17 protein-coding genes are annotated in these 13,102 nt (G+C 64.2%); 8 read left to right on the forward strand and 9 right to left on the reverse strand.

Translation table 11 applies throughout. The annotated features are described in order from the left end of the window. The first annotated feature begins 59 nt into the window (after nt 1–59). Nucleotides 60–1,004 carry a M14 family metallopeptidase gene (locus CBY09_RS05755; RefSeq protein WP_094287313.1) on the forward strand — a complete coding sequence of 315 codons (945 nt, stop codon included), beginning with the start codon at nt 60–62 and terminating at the stop codon, nt 1,002–1,004. A gap of 127 nt (nt 1,005–1,131) precedes the next feature. Further along, nucleotides 1,132–2,253: a hypothetical protein gene (locus CBY09_RS05760; protein ID WP_094287316.1), complete on the forward strand. Its 1,122-nt coding sequence runs from the start codon at nt 1,132–1,134 to the stop codon at nt 2,251–2,253. Between the two features lie 92 nt (nt 2,254–2,345). On the opposite strand, the gene CBY09_RS05765 is transcribed toward CBY09_RS05760, so the two are convergent. The 7 genes from CBY09_RS05765 to CBY09_RS05785 all read right to left on the reverse strand — a co-directional run bounded on the left by CBY09_RS05765 (nt 2,346) and on the right by CBY09_RS05785 (nt 7,347). Then, entirely contained in the window at nt 2,346–2,663 is a 318-nt protein-coding gene (locus CBY09_RS05765) for a hypothetical protein (RefSeq protein ID WP_094287318.1), read from the reverse strand. 203 nt (nt 2,664–2,866) lie between these two features. Then, entirely contained in the window at nt 2,867–3,169 is a 303-nt protein-coding gene (locus CBY09_RS05770; RefSeq protein ID WP_094287320.1) for a putative quinol monooxygenase, read from the reverse strand. 83 nt (nt 3,170–3,252) lie between these two features. Beyond that, entirely contained in the window at nt 3,253–3,597 is a 345-nt protein-coding gene (locus CBY09_RS05775) for a HepT-like ribonuclease domain-containing protein (protein ID WP_094287322.1), read from the reverse strand. Next, on the reverse strand, nt 3,587–3,895 hold the full coding sequence (locus CBY09_RS05780) for a nucleotidyltransferase family protein (protein ID WP_094287324.1): 309 nt from the start codon (nt 3,893–3,895) through the stop codon (nt 3,587–3,589). Before CBY09_RS05780 ends, CBY09_RS05775 begins: the two co-directional genes overlap by 11 nt. A 17-nt stretch (nt 3,896–3,912) precedes the next feature. Further along, a complete protein-coding gene (locus CBY09_RS23625) occupies nt 3,913–4,137 on the reverse strand; it encodes a hypothetical protein (RefSeq protein ID WP_133066239.1) in 225 nt (74 codons plus the stop codon). A gap of 6 nt (nt 4,138–4,143) precedes the next feature. Continuing rightward, nucleotides 4,144–5,445: a MarR family winged helix-turn-helix transcriptional regulator gene (locus tag CBY09_RS23630; protein ID WP_133066240.1), complete on the reverse strand. Its 1,302-nt coding sequence runs from the start codon at nt 5,443–5,445 to the stop codon at nt 4,144–4,146. A gap of 63 nt (nt 5,446–5,508) precedes the next feature. Next, the gene (locus CBY09_RS05785) at nt 5,509–7,347 is read right to left on the reverse strand and encodes a glutamine--tRNA ligase/YqeY domain fusion protein (RefSeq protein ID WP_094287326.1); all 1,839 of its coding nucleotides are present in this window, start codon (nt 7,345–7,347) and stop codon (nt 5,509–5,511) included. 173 nt (nt 7,348–7,520) lie between these two features. Here CBY09_RS05785 and CBY09_RS05790 point away from each other — a divergent pair, with 173 nt between their 5' ends. The 5 genes from CBY09_RS05790 to CBY09_RS05810 all read left to right on the forward strand — a co-directional run bounded on the left by CBY09_RS05790 (nt 7,521) and on the right by CBY09_RS05810 (nt 10,637). Beyond that, nucleotides 7,521–7,862: a hypothetical protein gene (locus CBY09_RS05790; RefSeq protein WP_094287328.1), complete on the forward strand. Its 342-nt coding sequence runs from the start codon at nt 7,521–7,523 to the stop codon at nt 7,860–7,862. A gap of 185 nt (nt 7,863–8,047) precedes the next feature. After that, nucleotides 8,048–8,524 carry a type II 3-dehydroquinate dehydratase gene (aroQ, locus tag CBY09_RS05795; protein ID WP_094287330.1) on the forward strand — a complete coding sequence of 159 codons (477 nt, stop codon included), beginning with the start codon at nt 8,048–8,050 and terminating at the stop codon, nt 8,522–8,524. Between the two features lie 30 nt (nt 8,525–8,554). Beyond that, nucleotides 8,555–8,968 (forward strand): alternative ribosome rescue aminoacyl-tRNA hydrolase ArfB, encoded by a 414-nt coding sequence (gene arfB / locus CBY09_RS05800; protein ID WP_094287332.1) that lies wholly within the window; start codon nt 8,555–8,557, stop codon nt 8,966–8,968. A gap of 123 nt (nt 8,969–9,091) precedes the next feature. Then, nucleotides 9,092–9,913 carry a DODA-type extradiol aromatic ring-opening family dioxygenase gene (locus CBY09_RS05805; protein WP_094287334.1) on the forward strand — a complete coding sequence of 274 codons (822 nt, stop codon included), beginning with the start codon at nt 9,092–9,094 and terminating at the stop codon, nt 9,911–9,913. A gap of 52 nt (nt 9,914–9,965) precedes the next feature. Further along, a complete protein-coding gene (locus CBY09_RS05810; RefSeq protein ID WP_094287336.1) occupies nt 9,966–10,637 on the forward strand; it encodes an alpha/beta hydrolase in 672 nt (223 codons plus the stop codon). Between the two features lie 33 nt (nt 10,638–10,670). Here the strand turns inward: CBY09_RS05810 and CBY09_RS05815 are convergent, their stop codons facing one another. After that, complete coding sequence (locus CBY09_RS05815) at nt 10,671–11,138, reverse strand: Lrp/AsnC family transcriptional regulator (RefSeq protein WP_063463138.1); 468 nt, start codon at nt 11,136–11,138, stop codon at nt 10,671–10,673. Between the two features lie 150 nt (nt 11,139–11,288). Here CBY09_RS05815 and CBY09_RS05820 point away from each other — a divergent pair, with 150 nt between their 5' ends. Continuing rightward, nucleotides 11,289–12,581 (forward strand): methionine gamma-lyase, encoded by a 1,293-nt coding sequence (locus CBY09_RS05820; protein WP_094287338.1) that lies wholly within the window; start codon nt 11,289–11,291, stop codon nt 12,579–12,581. Here CBY09_RS05820 and CBY09_RS05825 read toward each other — a convergent pair. Beyond that, nucleotides 12,529–13,002 (reverse strand): Lrp/AsnC family transcriptional regulator, encoded by a 474-nt coding sequence (locus tag CBY09_RS05825; RefSeq protein WP_094287340.1) that lies wholly within the window; start codon nt 13,000–13,002, stop codon nt 12,529–12,531. The genes CBY09_RS05820 and CBY09_RS05825 overlap by 53 nt on opposite strands. Between the last annotated feature and the right edge of the window lie 100 nt (nt 13,003–13,102).

Consider the following 13,102-nt stretch of genomic DNA (forward strand, 5'->3'; position numbering starts at 1 on the left):
TCTGCGACCTGCCCGGGCCCTGTCGGCCACGGGTTCTTCTCATACCTGCCCACACACCCATGCAACCCACTCCCTCCTACCCCATCGGCACGCCCGGCCAACCCTGGGGCGACGCCGAACGCGACCAGTGGCGCGCGCGCCAGGTGCGCCAGCGCAGCCATGCCGAAGACGTGCTGCGCGCCATCGACGCCCTGCGCAGCCAGTGGGATGTGCTGCCCTACGGCGAGGTGGCCTATGCCAACACCCATCACGCGCCCGAGCACTTCCCCCTGCAGGCCCTGCGCAGCCACCCCTGGCAGCCCGGCCTGCCCAGCGTGCTCGTGACGGGTGGCGTGCACGGCTACGAAACCAGCGGGGTGCACGGCGCGCTGCGCTTTGCACAACAGCATGCGGCCGAGTTTGCGGGCCGCGCCAACCTGCTGGTGGTGCCCTGCGTCAGCCCCTGGGCGTATGAGCGCATTCAGCGCTGGAACTTCGACGCCATCGACCCCAACCGCGCGTTCAAGGAAGGCTCGCCCGCACAGGAATCCGCCGCCCTCATGCAACTGGTGGCACAGCACCAGGCCCAATACGGCCCATTCGCCGCCCACATCGACCTGCACGAAACCACCGACACCGACGAATCCGAATACCGCCCCGCCGTGGCCGCGCGCGACGGCAAGGTGTTCGAGCCCGGCAGCATCCCCGACGGCTTCTACCTGGTGGACGACACCGAGAACCCGCAGCCCGCCTTCCAGCAATCCATCATCGACGCCGTGGGCCGCGTCACGCACATCGCGCCTGCCGACGACAAGAACGAAATCATCGGCTCGCCCGTGGTGGCCCCGGGCGTGATCCGCTACCAGCTCAAGGCCTGGGGCCTTTGCGCCAGCGTGAGCGGCGCGCGCTACACCACCACCACCGAGGTCTACCCCGACAGCCCCCGCGCCACACCCGAGCAGTGCATCGCCGCACAGGTGGCGGCGGTGTGTGCGGCGGTGGAGTTTGTGTGTGGGGCGCAGTAAACCTGAAATTCTTTGAGTCAAATTGGCTTCTACCGCCTGATGGATAAGCACTGATAGCTATAAAAATTGAAGCAATAAAGCGCTAGAGCCCAAGCCCACCAACCACCCGCATTGAAAGGAACTGACTGTGGACCTGCCCCAGATGCTGGACACCTTCGCCCGCATGCCCGCCGCCGAGCAGCAGGCCTGGTGGCGCATGGCCGCCGGGCTGCTGGCCGTGGTGGTGGCCCTGCTGTGGCTGGAGAGCCGCTACTTCAAACCCAGCCGCCGCGTGGGCAGCTGGCTGGCGGTGCGCCTGGTGTCGGTGCTGGCCGCGCTGCTGGCGGTAGCGGCCGTGCTGCTGCCCGCGCGCGCCGTCGGTGGGCCCGCCGCGCTGGGTGTGTTTGTGCTGTCGCTCTACACCCTGGGCCCTGTGGTGTGGTTTGGCGGCCATGTGCTGGCCGGGCGCTGGGTGCGGCCCGCACTCTCGCGCGCCGAAAGCCTGGTGCTGGGCCTCACCGGCCTGGCCATTGCCGCCGTGCCCGTCTACGCCAGCCTGCTGGCGCAAAGTGCCCTGCAAACCGCCGCACGCGACGTGGCCCAGCGCCGCGAGCTGCCCGCCAGCAACCCCCCGCTGGCCCACACCGTGCAGCCCGTGCAGCGCTACCACCTGCCCGGCGTGGGGCTCATCTACACCCAGTCACTGCTGGGCACCCCCGACACCCGCCTGCTGCGCGTGGAGCAACGCCACGGCGGCGGCCAATGGCCCGCCCACCCCCACCCCGTGGCCCACCCCAGCTACTGCACCCACGGCAACAACGTGCACCTGATGTGGTCCGCCCAGGAACCCCCACCCTACCTGCGCCTGCACTGGGCACAGAGCAACGGCGCACCCACTAAGGCCGAGTTCACGCCCCAGCTGGCGTTCGACCCGGCCACCCCCGTACCCGACTTCCCCCTCACCCTGCGCCCCGACGGCGCCGACCCCGCCGCCCCCATCGCGCGTGAGAGGGCGTACCTAGTGCTGGTGAAAGAAGGGCAGGCGGCGCAGCCACAGCAAGCGCCGATGCAGCAACCGCCGCAGACCTACACCCAGATGCTGGGCAGCCCGCCCGAAGCAGGCGAGGTGCGCACGACCGATTGCGTGATGGCGGGTTTCCAGCTCAGCCCCACCGTGGCCAAACAAGGCTGGCAGGTGCAGGCCATGGGGCTGGTGTTTCAGCTCTCAATAGGCGGGCAGCCGTTGCGGGCGTTAGTGGAGCGGAAATAGAGGCGAAATGGGCCGTTTCCGCCTGATGGTATTGCCTTTTTTGCTATCAAATTGAAAGCGCCAAGGGTTTGGCGAGTAAGTGCAAGTGCCTTCTACGGATGGCTTCCCAAAGCACCCAGCAACCGCGCACTCACCTCGGCCGCATCCAGCGTGGCGAACTGCATGTTGTGTTGATCCGTCAGTGGCCCGTGGCCCGGCTCCATGCGCCCGGCTGCGTCGTAGCCCATGGCCTTGAACTTCCACACCCCGCCAACCAGCTTGAGCGAACCCACATGCGCGCCATTGGTGGTGTGGACGGACACTGCGGTGGCGTTGATGGGGAGCAACTGCAGGGGGCCTGCCAGCGGGCCGGGTGGTACGTGGGCGAAGGTGGGGGTGAAGTGGTTTGGCTGGGGTTGGGGCTGAAGCATGGCGGTGTTTGTATCTCAAAAGCCCGGCGCCCACTGCCCAGCGCCAAGCGGGCCCTGGGCCCTGCCGCACAAGATGACGCGCCCAGTCGGTATCGCTGGGCGCAGACGAGGCATGGGGGCTGCTGATGGCCCGTTGGGCGGGCGGGATGAACTGGCGGTTTCCATGCGCTTGGCGATCCTGTTGTCCGCCTGCGCCGCCACCTTCAGGGCTTCACATGCAGCGACACCTCGCCCGACCACGGCTCGGTGAGTCCACGGCCACCGCCAAGGTCTTCCAGCAAGGGGCGCAATTTGTCCAGATTGGCAACCATCGCGGGGCGGGCGTTTGCCATCGCCTCCAGGCTGTCCCACTCACCCACAACAACAAAGCTGCGTTCGCCCGAACGGATCAGCCAGAAGTTGCGCCCCCCGGGCATGGAGCGGATGTCCATCTCCTGGTGCAGGCGGACATAGTCGTCCTCTTTGCCCGGTTTCACACGCATGTGCACGACGTTCATTGCAGTCATGGCCCACTCCTTGTGATGGTGGTCGGGCCATGCTAGCACTGCGCCCTCGCCGTGCACAGGGCACTTGCTGCTAGGCGCGCTAGCTAGCCAAGTTCGTCGAGAAGAGCCTGCACGGCATCCCGCAGCGCGGGCAGTGCGGTTTGAGTGATGTTCCACACAGTGCTGACATTCACCGTCGCATAACCGTGAATGAGCTGGTTGCGGAACGCCACGATCTGCGCCAGGTCAGGAATGCGGGCGGCCATGGCCGTATCTAGCTTGGACAGTTGGTTGAGCGCTTCCCCAATGATTTCAAACTTGCGCTCCACAGCCGCTTGCGCCATTGCATTGGCTGCATAGGCCGCTGCGTCCATGCCCGTGGTGAACGACTGGATCGCCAGCGCCGCCTCGCGCACGTCCCACAAAAAAGCACGCGGGTCACGCTGCATAAACGGCCTCGCGGTGGCGGTTGATGTTGTCCAGCACATAGGGGTTGCGCACCGCGCCGGGCTCCACCAGGTCTACGCCTCGGCCTAGCAGGGCTTCCAGATCGGCTTTGGCACCAAAAATCGTGTGGAGCCCAGGGTCAACGTCCGGCGCAAACTCCACCAGAAAGTCGGCGTCGCTGCGGTCTGGGTCAAAGTCTGTGGCCCGGGCAGCCGAGCCAAACACCTCCAGTCGCCGGATGCCGTAGCGCTGGCAGATGGCGGCAATACCGGAGCGGTGTTGGGCGATGGCGGGGTGCATTGGGCGGTGTCAATCAATCAGGCGCTGGTCTTGGAGCTTGAAGGCGGGGATTGCTCGCTGCGCTTGCGCAAATACTCCTGTGGACTCTCATGCATCACTTTGCCGTTTTCCTCTACCACCATGTAGGTGTTGGCGCGCCGCGCCTCTTCGGCTGCACGCAACCCGGCGCGTAATAGCGCCGCCAATGCTGCTTGAGCTGGGTCAACGCTGAAGGCGGAACGGATTTTTACTACTTGGCTCATGATTACCTAGGTGATTATAGATGCCCAGTGCATTAACCATCCTTTTCCAGTCACGGTAATGGTGCGGCGACGTTGATCTGTTTCGTCTCTCGTGGCCTCAACTAAACCGAAATCTTCTAGGCTCTTAACATGTGGTCTCAGGGCTGGAATACTATTGAATCCTAGTGCGGAAAAATCACTTGGATTGAATTCTCCCGACATGTTGAGGATTACATTTCGCAATAGTTCCAGTGCCTTTTTCCCAACATGTGTTTCGAGGCTGCTTTTTGTGGCTAATGCATTTGACCGCAACCAAGTTTCGAAACGTTGCTTCTTGGCTTCGTCATCTTCTGGATAGTTACCCTGTTCCGCAACGTGAAGGCAATACGCCTGAGCCGAGGCAAGCGCTTGTCGAAGATTTTCGCCAAGAATCATGTAAAGGTTGTGGAAATCGTCGGCGAGTAGTGGTAGATATTGATTTCTGCTCGTGTGGTCTTTGAATGTTGATACGCGAGCATCAAAAACTGCTTGGGCCTGTTGGAGTCGTAGTCGCTTTACTGTAATCGGTTGGCCTAAATAGCCAACAAGCCGAGGTGATTCTACTACGCTATGAATTATTCCATGTGCACCGCAAAGTACCCATCGGATCCCGCAGATGGTAAAAAGTGTATCCCTCAGCGACTCTATCGTTTTTCTGGCGGCCTCTGATGTTTCGAGTAATTCCAAATTATCAATGACACAAATGACACCTCCTGTTGTTCTGTCAGGAAATACCGTTTCAAGCCATTGGGTAATAAGTTTGGTGAAGCCGCTATCTCGAAATCCCTGTGACTCATTTGGTTGCGAGGAGCCGCCAAGTCCAAAACCTAATATTTGCCCTTCAACTTGCGAAAGCATCGGGTTATTGAGCCAACTATCTATGCCCTTTAATGAGGACATCGAGCCACGAGATTTGTAGAAAGCTGCCTTTTCAATTAATGTCTGTGCTACTTCCGTAAGAATGTGGAATCGTAGTTCTTCGGGTGACTGCTTGGTTGAAATCTGAAATGGCTTCCTGCATAGCAGTAATAGCGGATTTGCGTTCGAATCACTGGCGAAATCTTGTTCGGCGCGGAACGCTGCAACATTTGCAAGACTTGTCTTTCCCACGCCGACTGGACCATCAAGGCAAATTGCTTCGCCTCCAGATTTTAGTCGAAAAAGAACCGAATTCAACTCGACATCTCTGCCGATTAATAGTTGACTTCCAAATGCATCACCACTAAGTGGCATCGGCGAAAAGGGGTTGTCTAAAAAACCCCATTGTTTGTAGAAGCCCGCATTCGCCATTTTATTTCCTTGGTTTTATTTTTATATTTATCTGGTTGGGTCGTTTGAATGGTAAATCTTGAGCTACTTGCCCCAAGAATCCTTCAACCCCACCGCCAAGTTAAACACCGGCTTCTCCGCCCGGTGATCCACACGGTCCGCCACAAAGTACCCATGCCGCTCAAACTGGAACTTGTCGTCCAGTTGGGCATTGGCCAATGACGGCTCCACGATGGCGGTCACCACCCTCAGGCTGTTCGGGTTCAGGCTTTCGATGAAGTCCTTGCCGCCCGCGTCGGGGTGGGCGTCCAGGAACAGGCGGTCGTACATGCGCACTTCGGCGTTCACGCCGTCGGCCACGCCCACCCAGGTGATGGCGGCTTTGACCTTCACGCTGTCGGCGCCGGGGGTGCCGCTCTTGGTGTCGGGCACCACGGTGGCCAGCACTTCGGTGATGACTCCGTCGGCGTCCTTGGTGCAGCCGGTGCATTCGATGACGTAGCCGCCCTTCAGGCGCACCTTGTTGCCGGGGAAGAGGCGCTTGTAGCCCTTGGGCGGCACTTCTTCAAAGTCTTCGCGTTCAATCCACACTTCCTTGCCGATGGTGAAGTGGCGCACGGGGCTCTCAACCCCCTCTGGTGGGTGGGGCAGGGCGGGCAGGCTGCAGGGCTCCAGGTGGCCTGCACCCATCACGTCGTCCCAGTTGGTCAGCACCAGCTTGACGGGGTTGAGCACGGCCATGCCACGGTGGGCCTTCAGCTCCAGGTCTTCGCGCAGGCAGCCTTCCAGGGTGCTGTAGTCGATCCAGCTGTCGGATTTGGTCACGCCGATGCGTTCGGCAAACACCTGCAGCGCTTCGGGTGTGTAGCCACGGCGGCGCAGGCCGACTATTGTTGGCATGCGGGGGTCGTCCCAGCCGCTGACCTTGTGGTCGTACACCAGCTGGGCGAGCTTGCGTTTGCTGGTGATGACGTAGGTGAGGTTCAGGCGCGCAAATTCGTACTGGCGGGGGGGGGGGCTGGCCAGCAGGCCGCCTTCGGTCAGGCGCTCCAGCAGCCAGTCGTAGAAGGGGCGCTGGTCTTCAAATTCCAGCGTGCACAGGCTGTGAGTGATCTGCTCCAGCGCGTCCTCGATGGGGTGCGCGTAGGTGTACATGGGGTAGATGCACCAGGTGTCGCCCGTGTTGTGGTGCGTGGCGCGGCGGATGCGGTAGATGGCCGGGTCGCGCATGTTGATGTTGGGGCTGGCCATGTCGATCTTGGCGCGCAGCACCATCGATCCATCCTCATGCTGGCCATCACGCATCTCGCGGAAGATGCGCAGGTTTTCTTCGGGCGTGCGGCTGCGGAAGGGGCTGTCCACGCCGGGCTTGCTGAAGTCGCCCCGGTTGGCGCGCATTTGTTCGGTGGTCTGCTCGTCCACGTAGGCGTGGCCTGCTTCGATCAAATATTCGGCGGCGCGGTACATGAAGCCGAAGTAGTCGCTGGCCTGGTAGGGCGCGGCGCTGCCGGGCGCCTGGCCGAGCTGGGCCCAGTCAAAACCGAGCCATTTCACGGCGTCGATGATGCTGTTGACGTATTCGGTGTCTTCTTTTTCGGGGTTGGTGTCGTCAAAGCGCAGGTGGCACACGCCGCCGTAGTCGCGCGCCAGGCCAAAGTTGATGCAGATGCTCTTGGCGTGGCCGATGTGCAGGTAGCCGTTGGGCTCGGGTGGGAAGCGGGTGCGGATCTTGGCGGGGTCGGGCTCGCCCTGGGCGTGGTGGGCGGCGTCGCCAGGGGCGCCAGCCCAGCGGCGGGTGGCGTAAGTGCCTTGCTCCAGGTCTTTTTCGATGATCTGGCGCAGGAAGTTGCTGGGCTTGGTGGATTCAGCGGTGTCCGCAGCGGCGGCGCTGGCGGGGGTATTGGCGGGGGAGGGGGTGCTCATCCAGCCATTTTAGGCGGCGGTTTCGTGACGGTTTACGCATTAAAACAAGCGCGTGTACGTTCAGACACAACGTAAAGACGCTTTTATGCCATCCTTTTGGCTACTTGGTGCGTTGTGTACCGGTGAGGGCCCTTGCCACCTGGCGGCGGGCTTTCATTTACCAGGAGATTTCCATGACGAAAACCCGTTCTCTTTATGCCATGGCCGCTTCGGCTGGCGTGGCCCTGGCTTTGCTGGCCGGTGCTGGCGCCGCCCAGGCCCGTGACGTCAATTGGTCGGTTGGCGTTGGCGTGCCCGGCGTGGTGATCGGTGCCAGCAATGGCTACTACGCCCCCGCCCCGGTCTACGTGGCGCCGCCCCCACCGGTGTATTACGCGCCGCCCCGGCCCGTGTATTACAGCGCCCCGCCCGCCTATTACGCCCCCCCACCGGTGGTGTATTACGGCCATGGCTACCGGCACCATCGCCATCACCGCCACCATGGTCACGGCCACGGTCGCCACTGGGACCGTTGATCAGCCTAGGGCGTGCCATCAACCTCTTGGGCGCGAGTCGCTCACAGGCAGCGTTGCACAGGCTGCCTTTTATAGCGGTCCTTCGGGGCCGCTTTTTTATTGGGGCGGCCCCTGCGCTGGGCGCCGCATAATCCCGCACTCTGGCCTGCCAGCGTGGCAGGCGCATTGCCCCGGAGACCCTGTCTGTGACTGCCCATAAAACCGTTTTTGTCCTGAATGGCCCCAATCTGAACCTGCTGGGCACGCGAGAGCCCGCCGTCTACGGCGCCCAAACACTGGCCGATGTGGAAAAGCTCTGTGCCGACGCCTGCCAGCGCCATGGCTATGCGCTGCGTTTTCACCAAAGCAACCACGAGGGCGCGCTGGTGGACTGGATTCATGAGGCAGGCCGCCTGCACGCGGCGGGCGAGCTGGCTGGGGTGGTGCTGAACGCCGGTGCCTACACCCACACCAGCATTGCGCTGCATGACGCCATCAAGGGCACGGGCATCACCCTGATCGAGCTGCACATCAGCAATGTGCATGCGCGCGAGGCCTACCGCCACCATTCGTACATGGCCGCCGCCGCCAAGGCGGTGATGTGTGGCTTTGGCGTGCTGGGCTATGGCCTGGCGATTGACGGCCTGGCACAACTGCTGGCCCAGCAGCAGCCTGCGGCCTGATGGCCGGGCGCGCGGGCCTTTTCTATTTGTATGGCCCCGCTGCCCCTGCAGGTCTCTGAGGACGAGGTTGAAATCACCGCCATGCGCGCCCAGGGCGCGGGCGGGCAGAACGTCAACAAGGTGTCGAGCGCTGTCCACTTGCGGTTTGACGTGGCGGCCTCGTCGCTGCCCGAGGGCGTGAAAGAGCGCCTGCTGGCCCTGCGCGACACCCGCATCACGCAAGAGGGCGTGGTGGTCATCAAGGCCCAGCAGTTCCGCAGCCAGGAGCAGAACCGCGCCGATGCGCTGGCGCGGCTCAACGCGCTGGTCAACACCGTGGCCGTGCCGCCCCGGGTGCGCCGCGCCACCAAGCCCACCTACGGGTCGCAACAGCGCCGCCTGCAGGGCAAGACCCAGCGCAGCGAGACCAAGGCGCTGCGGGGGCGGGTGCGCGACGGCTCCTGATAGCGTCGGTGGGATGCTGCCAGGGCTTGATTAGCATCACCCGTAGAACAATCTGTCTGCCCCGCAGGGCTTGGTGTGGGCGCCCGTCCGGCCTACAGTGGGGCATTCACGGATGAAACTGCCATGACCGCTGCTGCCCACACCCCTTTGCCCACTGTTCCAGCCCTGTTCGTATCCCACGGCGCGCCGCTGTTTGCGGTGGACGCTGGCACCACCGGCCCCGCGCTCACGCAATGGGGCCAGGGCCTGAAGGCGCAGGTGCCCGGCCTGCGCGGTGTGGTGGTGATGTCGCCGCACTGGATGGTGCGCTCGGTGCAGGTGATGACCGGCCCGCAGCCCGCCACCTGGCACGACTTTGGCGGCTTTCCGCCCGCGCTGTACGAGCTGCAGTACCCCGCCCCCGGCTCGCCCGCGCTGGCGCAGGAGGTGCTGGGCCTGCTGCAGGCGGCCGGTGTGGCCGCGCAGGGCGATGCCGCGCGCCCCTTTGACCATGGCGCCTGGGTGCCGCTGATGCATTTGTTCCCCGAGGCCGATGTGCCCGTGGTGCAGGTGGCCCTGCCCGTGGGTGCGGGCCCGGCCGAGGTGTATGCGCTGGGCGCCGCCTTGCGCAGCCTGCGCGCCCAGGGCGTGCTGGTGGTGGGCTCGGGCAGCATGACGCACAACCTGGCCGAGTTTTTTGGCGGCGAGCGTGCGCCCGCGCCCTATGTGCTGGAGTTCAGCCGCTGGATCGAAGACGCGCTGGCCCGTGGCGACATGGCCGCGCTGCTCAACTATCGCAGCCAGGCGCCCCATGCCCACCGCGCGCACCCCACCGAAGACCACTTTTTGCCCATCTTCTTTGCACTGGGTGCGGCGGGCGACGACCTGCACGCAAACTACTTGAGCCGCGAGGTGATGTACAGCATGCTGTCGATGGATGCGTTTGCGCTGGAGCCGGTGCATTGATGGTGCATCGGTCCTGCATTTTCTAAGTCAAAACTGCCCCTGGCGCCTGTCTATGCTCAATCTACCGCTCACATTTTTGCAGCGCCCCGCTGCTGCCACCACGCCCCGCCCCTGGCTGCTGGTGCTGATGCACGGTGTGGGCAGCAACGAGCAGGACCTGTTCAGCCTGTCGCCGCAGATCCCCGAGCGCTTTCATGTGCTCAGCCTGCGCGCGCCGTTCCGCATGGGGCCGGGCTCGCACGCGTGGTTTGATTTTTCCATCGAGCCCAATGGCGACCGCACTATCAACGAAGAGCAAGAGGCCCAAAGCCGCGCCCTGGTGGCCCAGGCGGTGGAGTCCGCCAGCGCGCAACTGGGCATCCCGCCTGAGCGCGTGGTGGTGGGCGGCTTCAGCCAGGGCGGCATCATGGCGCTGTCGCTGCTGCTGACAAAGCCCGAACTGATGCACGCCGGCCTGGTGTGGCACAGCCGCCTGCTGCCGCAGGTGGTGCCCCTGACGGCCCCGGCCGATGCGCTGCGGGGCAAGCGGCTGTGGCTGAGCCATGGAACGCACGACAACGTGATCCCCCTGGCCAACGCCCAGGCCATTGCGCACCACATGGCGCCCCTGCCGGTGGCGGTGAGCTACCACGAGTTCCCCAGCGCGCACGAGATCCGGCCATCGGAGCTGGCGGCCACGGTGACCTGGCTGGAGTCGCTCTCGACCACGCCCACCGCTTTCTGAGCGAAGGCACCGTCTCGCCGCAGCGCCCCAGCCTCACACCGGCAGCGCCATGGTGCGCTTCACCTCCTTGAGCGAAAAGCTCGTCGAAATCTCGCGCACGCCCGGCAGGCTGCGCACATGGGTGCGCACGTATTCGGCAAACGATTCCAGGTCGGCCGCCACCACTTCCAGCTGGTAGTCGTACCGGCCCGAGAGGTTGTGGCACGACAGCACCTGGGGCATGGCCATCACCTCGCGCTCCAGGGCCGACGTGGTCTCGGCGGTGTGGTCGTGCAGCGCCAGTTGCACAAAACCCAGCACGCCCCAGCCCACGCGCTGGCGGTGCAGGTGGGCGTGGTAGCCCGCAATCACCCCGGCTTCTTCCAGCGCCCGCACGCGCCGCCAGCAGGGTGAGGTGGAAAGTGACACCGCCTCGGCCAGGTCGCCCACGGTGGCGCGGCCGTCGCGCTGCAGGGCGTTGAGCAGGGTTCGGTCCACGGGGTCGAGCGGGTAGGGGTGCATGGTGGTGGGGTGGTGAGGGTTTGGGGCAAATTTTGCCCTTTGGATTGATTTATGAGGCAAAGAAGGCGAAATTTTGCCTGTCGATGAGTTCAAGAATCTCCGCATCCGACCCCCGCATTCCGTCTGTGGTCGGCCCACCAGGAGACAAACATGACCCGCAGCACCGACCGCAGCCCCGCCACCGGCTTCAGCACCCGCGCCATCCACCACGGCTACAACCCGGCCGACCACCAGGGCGCACTGGTGCCGCCCATCCACACCTCGGCCACCTATGCCTTCCCGGATGTGGCCTACGGCGCGCGCTGCTTTGCGGGCCAGGAGCCCGGCTACTTCTACACCCGCATCGCCAACCCCACGCTGGCGCTGCTCGAAGGGCGGCTGGCGGCGCTGGAAGAGGGCGCAGGCGCCGTGGTGTTCGGCTCGGGCATGGGCGCCATCACGGCCACGCTGTGGTCCATGCTGGAGCCGGGCGACGAGATCCTGGCCGACCTCACGCTCTATGGCTGCACCTTCTCGTTTTTGCACCACGGCCTGGGCCGCTTTGGCGTGACGGTGCGCCATGTGGACATGACCGACCCCGCCCGCGTGGCCGAGGCGTTGACCGCCAAGACCCGCGTGCTGTACCTCGAAACCCCCGCCAACCCCAACATGCGCCTAGTGGACATCGCCGCCGTGTCGGCCCTGGCCCATGCCCAGGGCGCCAAGGTGGTGGTGGACAACACCTACTGCACGCCCTACCTGCAGCAGCCGCTGCTGCTGGGGGCGGATGTGAGCGTGCACTCCATGACCAAATACCTCGGCGGCCATGGCGACCTGACCGCAGGCGCAGCGGTGTTTGCCGATGCCGAGCTGGCCCAGCGCGTGCGCCTGTACGGCCTGAAAGACATGACCGGCGCGGTGATGTCGGCGCAAGACGCCCACCTGGTGATGCGCGGCCTGAAAACCCTGGCCCTGCGCATGGACCGCCACTGCCAAAGCGCGCAGAAGGTGGCCGAATTCATCGCCGCCCACCCCGCTGCGGCGGCCGTGCACTACCCCGGTCTGCCCAGCTTTGCGCAGCATGCGCTGGCCAAGCAGCAGATGCGCCAGATGGGCGGCATGATCGCTTTCGAGCTGCGCGGCGGCCTGCAGGCGGGCGTGCGCTTCATGGACGCGCTGCAACTCGTCACCCGCGCCGTGAGCCTGGGCGACGCCGAAACCCTGGCCCAGCACCCGGCCAGCATGACCCATTCCACCTACACCCCCGAGCAGCGTGCCGCCCACGGCATTGCCGAAGGCCTGGTGCGCCTGTCGGTGGGGTTGGAAGACCTGGACGACCTGCTGGCCGACATCGGCCAGGCGTTGGACCTGGCCCACGCCATGGATCTCAGCGCTGGCATCAACGCCGGGCTCAGCTCCGAGCGTGTGGCAGCGGCAGAGCCGTCTTGTAGCGCACCTGCTTGAGCGCGAAGCTGGAGCGGATCTTCTCCAGCCCCGGGATCGGCGAAAGCTGCTCCAGGATGAACCGCTCCAGTGCCGCAATGTCGGGCAGCGCCACGCGGATGAGGTAGTCGGAGTCGCCGCTCATCAGGTAGCACTCCATCACCTCGTCGTGCTCGGCAATGCGCCGCTCGAAGTCGGCCAGCGCCTCCTTGTTCTGCGTCTTCAGGCTGATGCTGATGAACACATTCAGCCCCAGCCCCAGCGCCGCCGCGTTGGCCAGCGCCACATAGCGGGCGATCACGCCCGCCGCCTCCAGCGCCTTCACCCGCGCCAGGCAGGGCGAGGGCGACAGGTGCACGCGCCGCGCCAGCTCCACATTGGAGAGCGAACCGTCGGCCTGCAGCTCGGCCAGAATGCGCAGATCGGTCACGTCAAGCTTCATATGCTGCAATATTTTGTTGGTGCAGCATATTGTGCTTTTAATGGCGCTTGATTGGCGCGTTTCGGCATCACATTTTTGCCCAACCCTTCTACAGTGTGCT

The organism is Acidovorax kalamii (assembly GCF_002245625.1).
In the GTDB taxonomy this organism is placed as follows: domain Bacteria; phylum Pseudomonadota; class Gammaproteobacteria; order Burkholderiales; family Burkholderiaceae_C; genus Acidovorax; species Acidovorax kalamii.

Coding starts and splice junctions, on each gene's coding strand:
- CBY09_RS05755 (WP_094287313.1), top strand. CDS start 60: ATGCAACCCACTCCCTCCTACCCCATCGGCACGCCCGGCCAACCCTGG.
- CBY09_RS05765 (WP_094287318.1), bottom strand. CDS start 2,663: ATGCTTCAGCCCCAACCCCAGCCAAACCACTTCACCCCCACCTTCGCC.
- CBY09_RS05770 (WP_094287320.1), bottom strand. CDS start 3,169: ATGACTGCAATGAACGTCGTGCACATGCGTGTGAAACCGGGCAAAGAG.
- CBY09_RS05775 (WP_094287322.1), bottom strand. CDS start 3,597: ATGCAGCGTGACCCGCGTGCTTTTTTGTGGGACGTGCGCGAGGCGGCG.
- CBY09_RS05780 (WP_094287324.1), bottom strand. CDS start 3,895: ATGCACCCCGCCATCGCCCAACACCGCTCCGGTATTGCCGCCATCTGC.
- CBY09_RS23625 (WP_133066239.1), bottom strand. CDS start 4,137: ATGAGCCAAGTAGTAAAAATCCGTTCCGCCTTCAGCGTTGACCCAGCT.
- CBY09_RS23630 (WP_133066240.1), bottom strand. CDS start 5,445: ATGGCGAATGCGGGCTTCTACAAACAATGGGGTTTTTTAGACAACCCC.
- CBY09_RS05785 (WP_094287326.1), bottom strand. CDS start 7,347: ATGAGCACCCCCTCCCCCGCCAATACCCCCGCCAGCGCCGCCGCTGCG.
- CBY09_RS05790 (WP_094287328.1), top strand. CDS start 7,521: ATGACGAAAACCCGTTCTCTTTATGCCATGGCCGCTTCGGCTGGCGTG.
- arfB (WP_094287332.1), top strand. CDS start 8,555: ATGGCCCCGCTGCCCCTGCAGGTCTCTGAGGACGAGGTTGAAATCACC.
- CBY09_RS05805 (WP_094287334.1), top strand. CDS start 9,092: ATGACCGCTGCTGCCCACACCCCTTTGCCCACTGTTCCAGCCCTGTTC.
- CBY09_RS05810 (WP_094287336.1), top strand. CDS start 9,966: ATGCTCAATCTACCGCTCACATTTTTGCAGCGCCCCGCTGCTGCCACC.
- CBY09_RS05815 (WP_063463138.1), bottom strand. CDS start 11,138: ATGCACCCCTACCCGCTCGACCCCGTGGACCGAACCCTGCTCAACGCC.
- CBY09_RS05820 (WP_094287338.1), top strand. CDS start 11,289: ATGACCCGCAGCACCGACCGCAGCCCCGCCACCGGCTTCAGCACCCGC.
- CBY09_RS05825 (WP_094287340.1), bottom strand. CDS start 13,002: ATGAAGCTTGACGTGACCGATCTGCGCATTCTGGCCGAGCTGCAGGCC.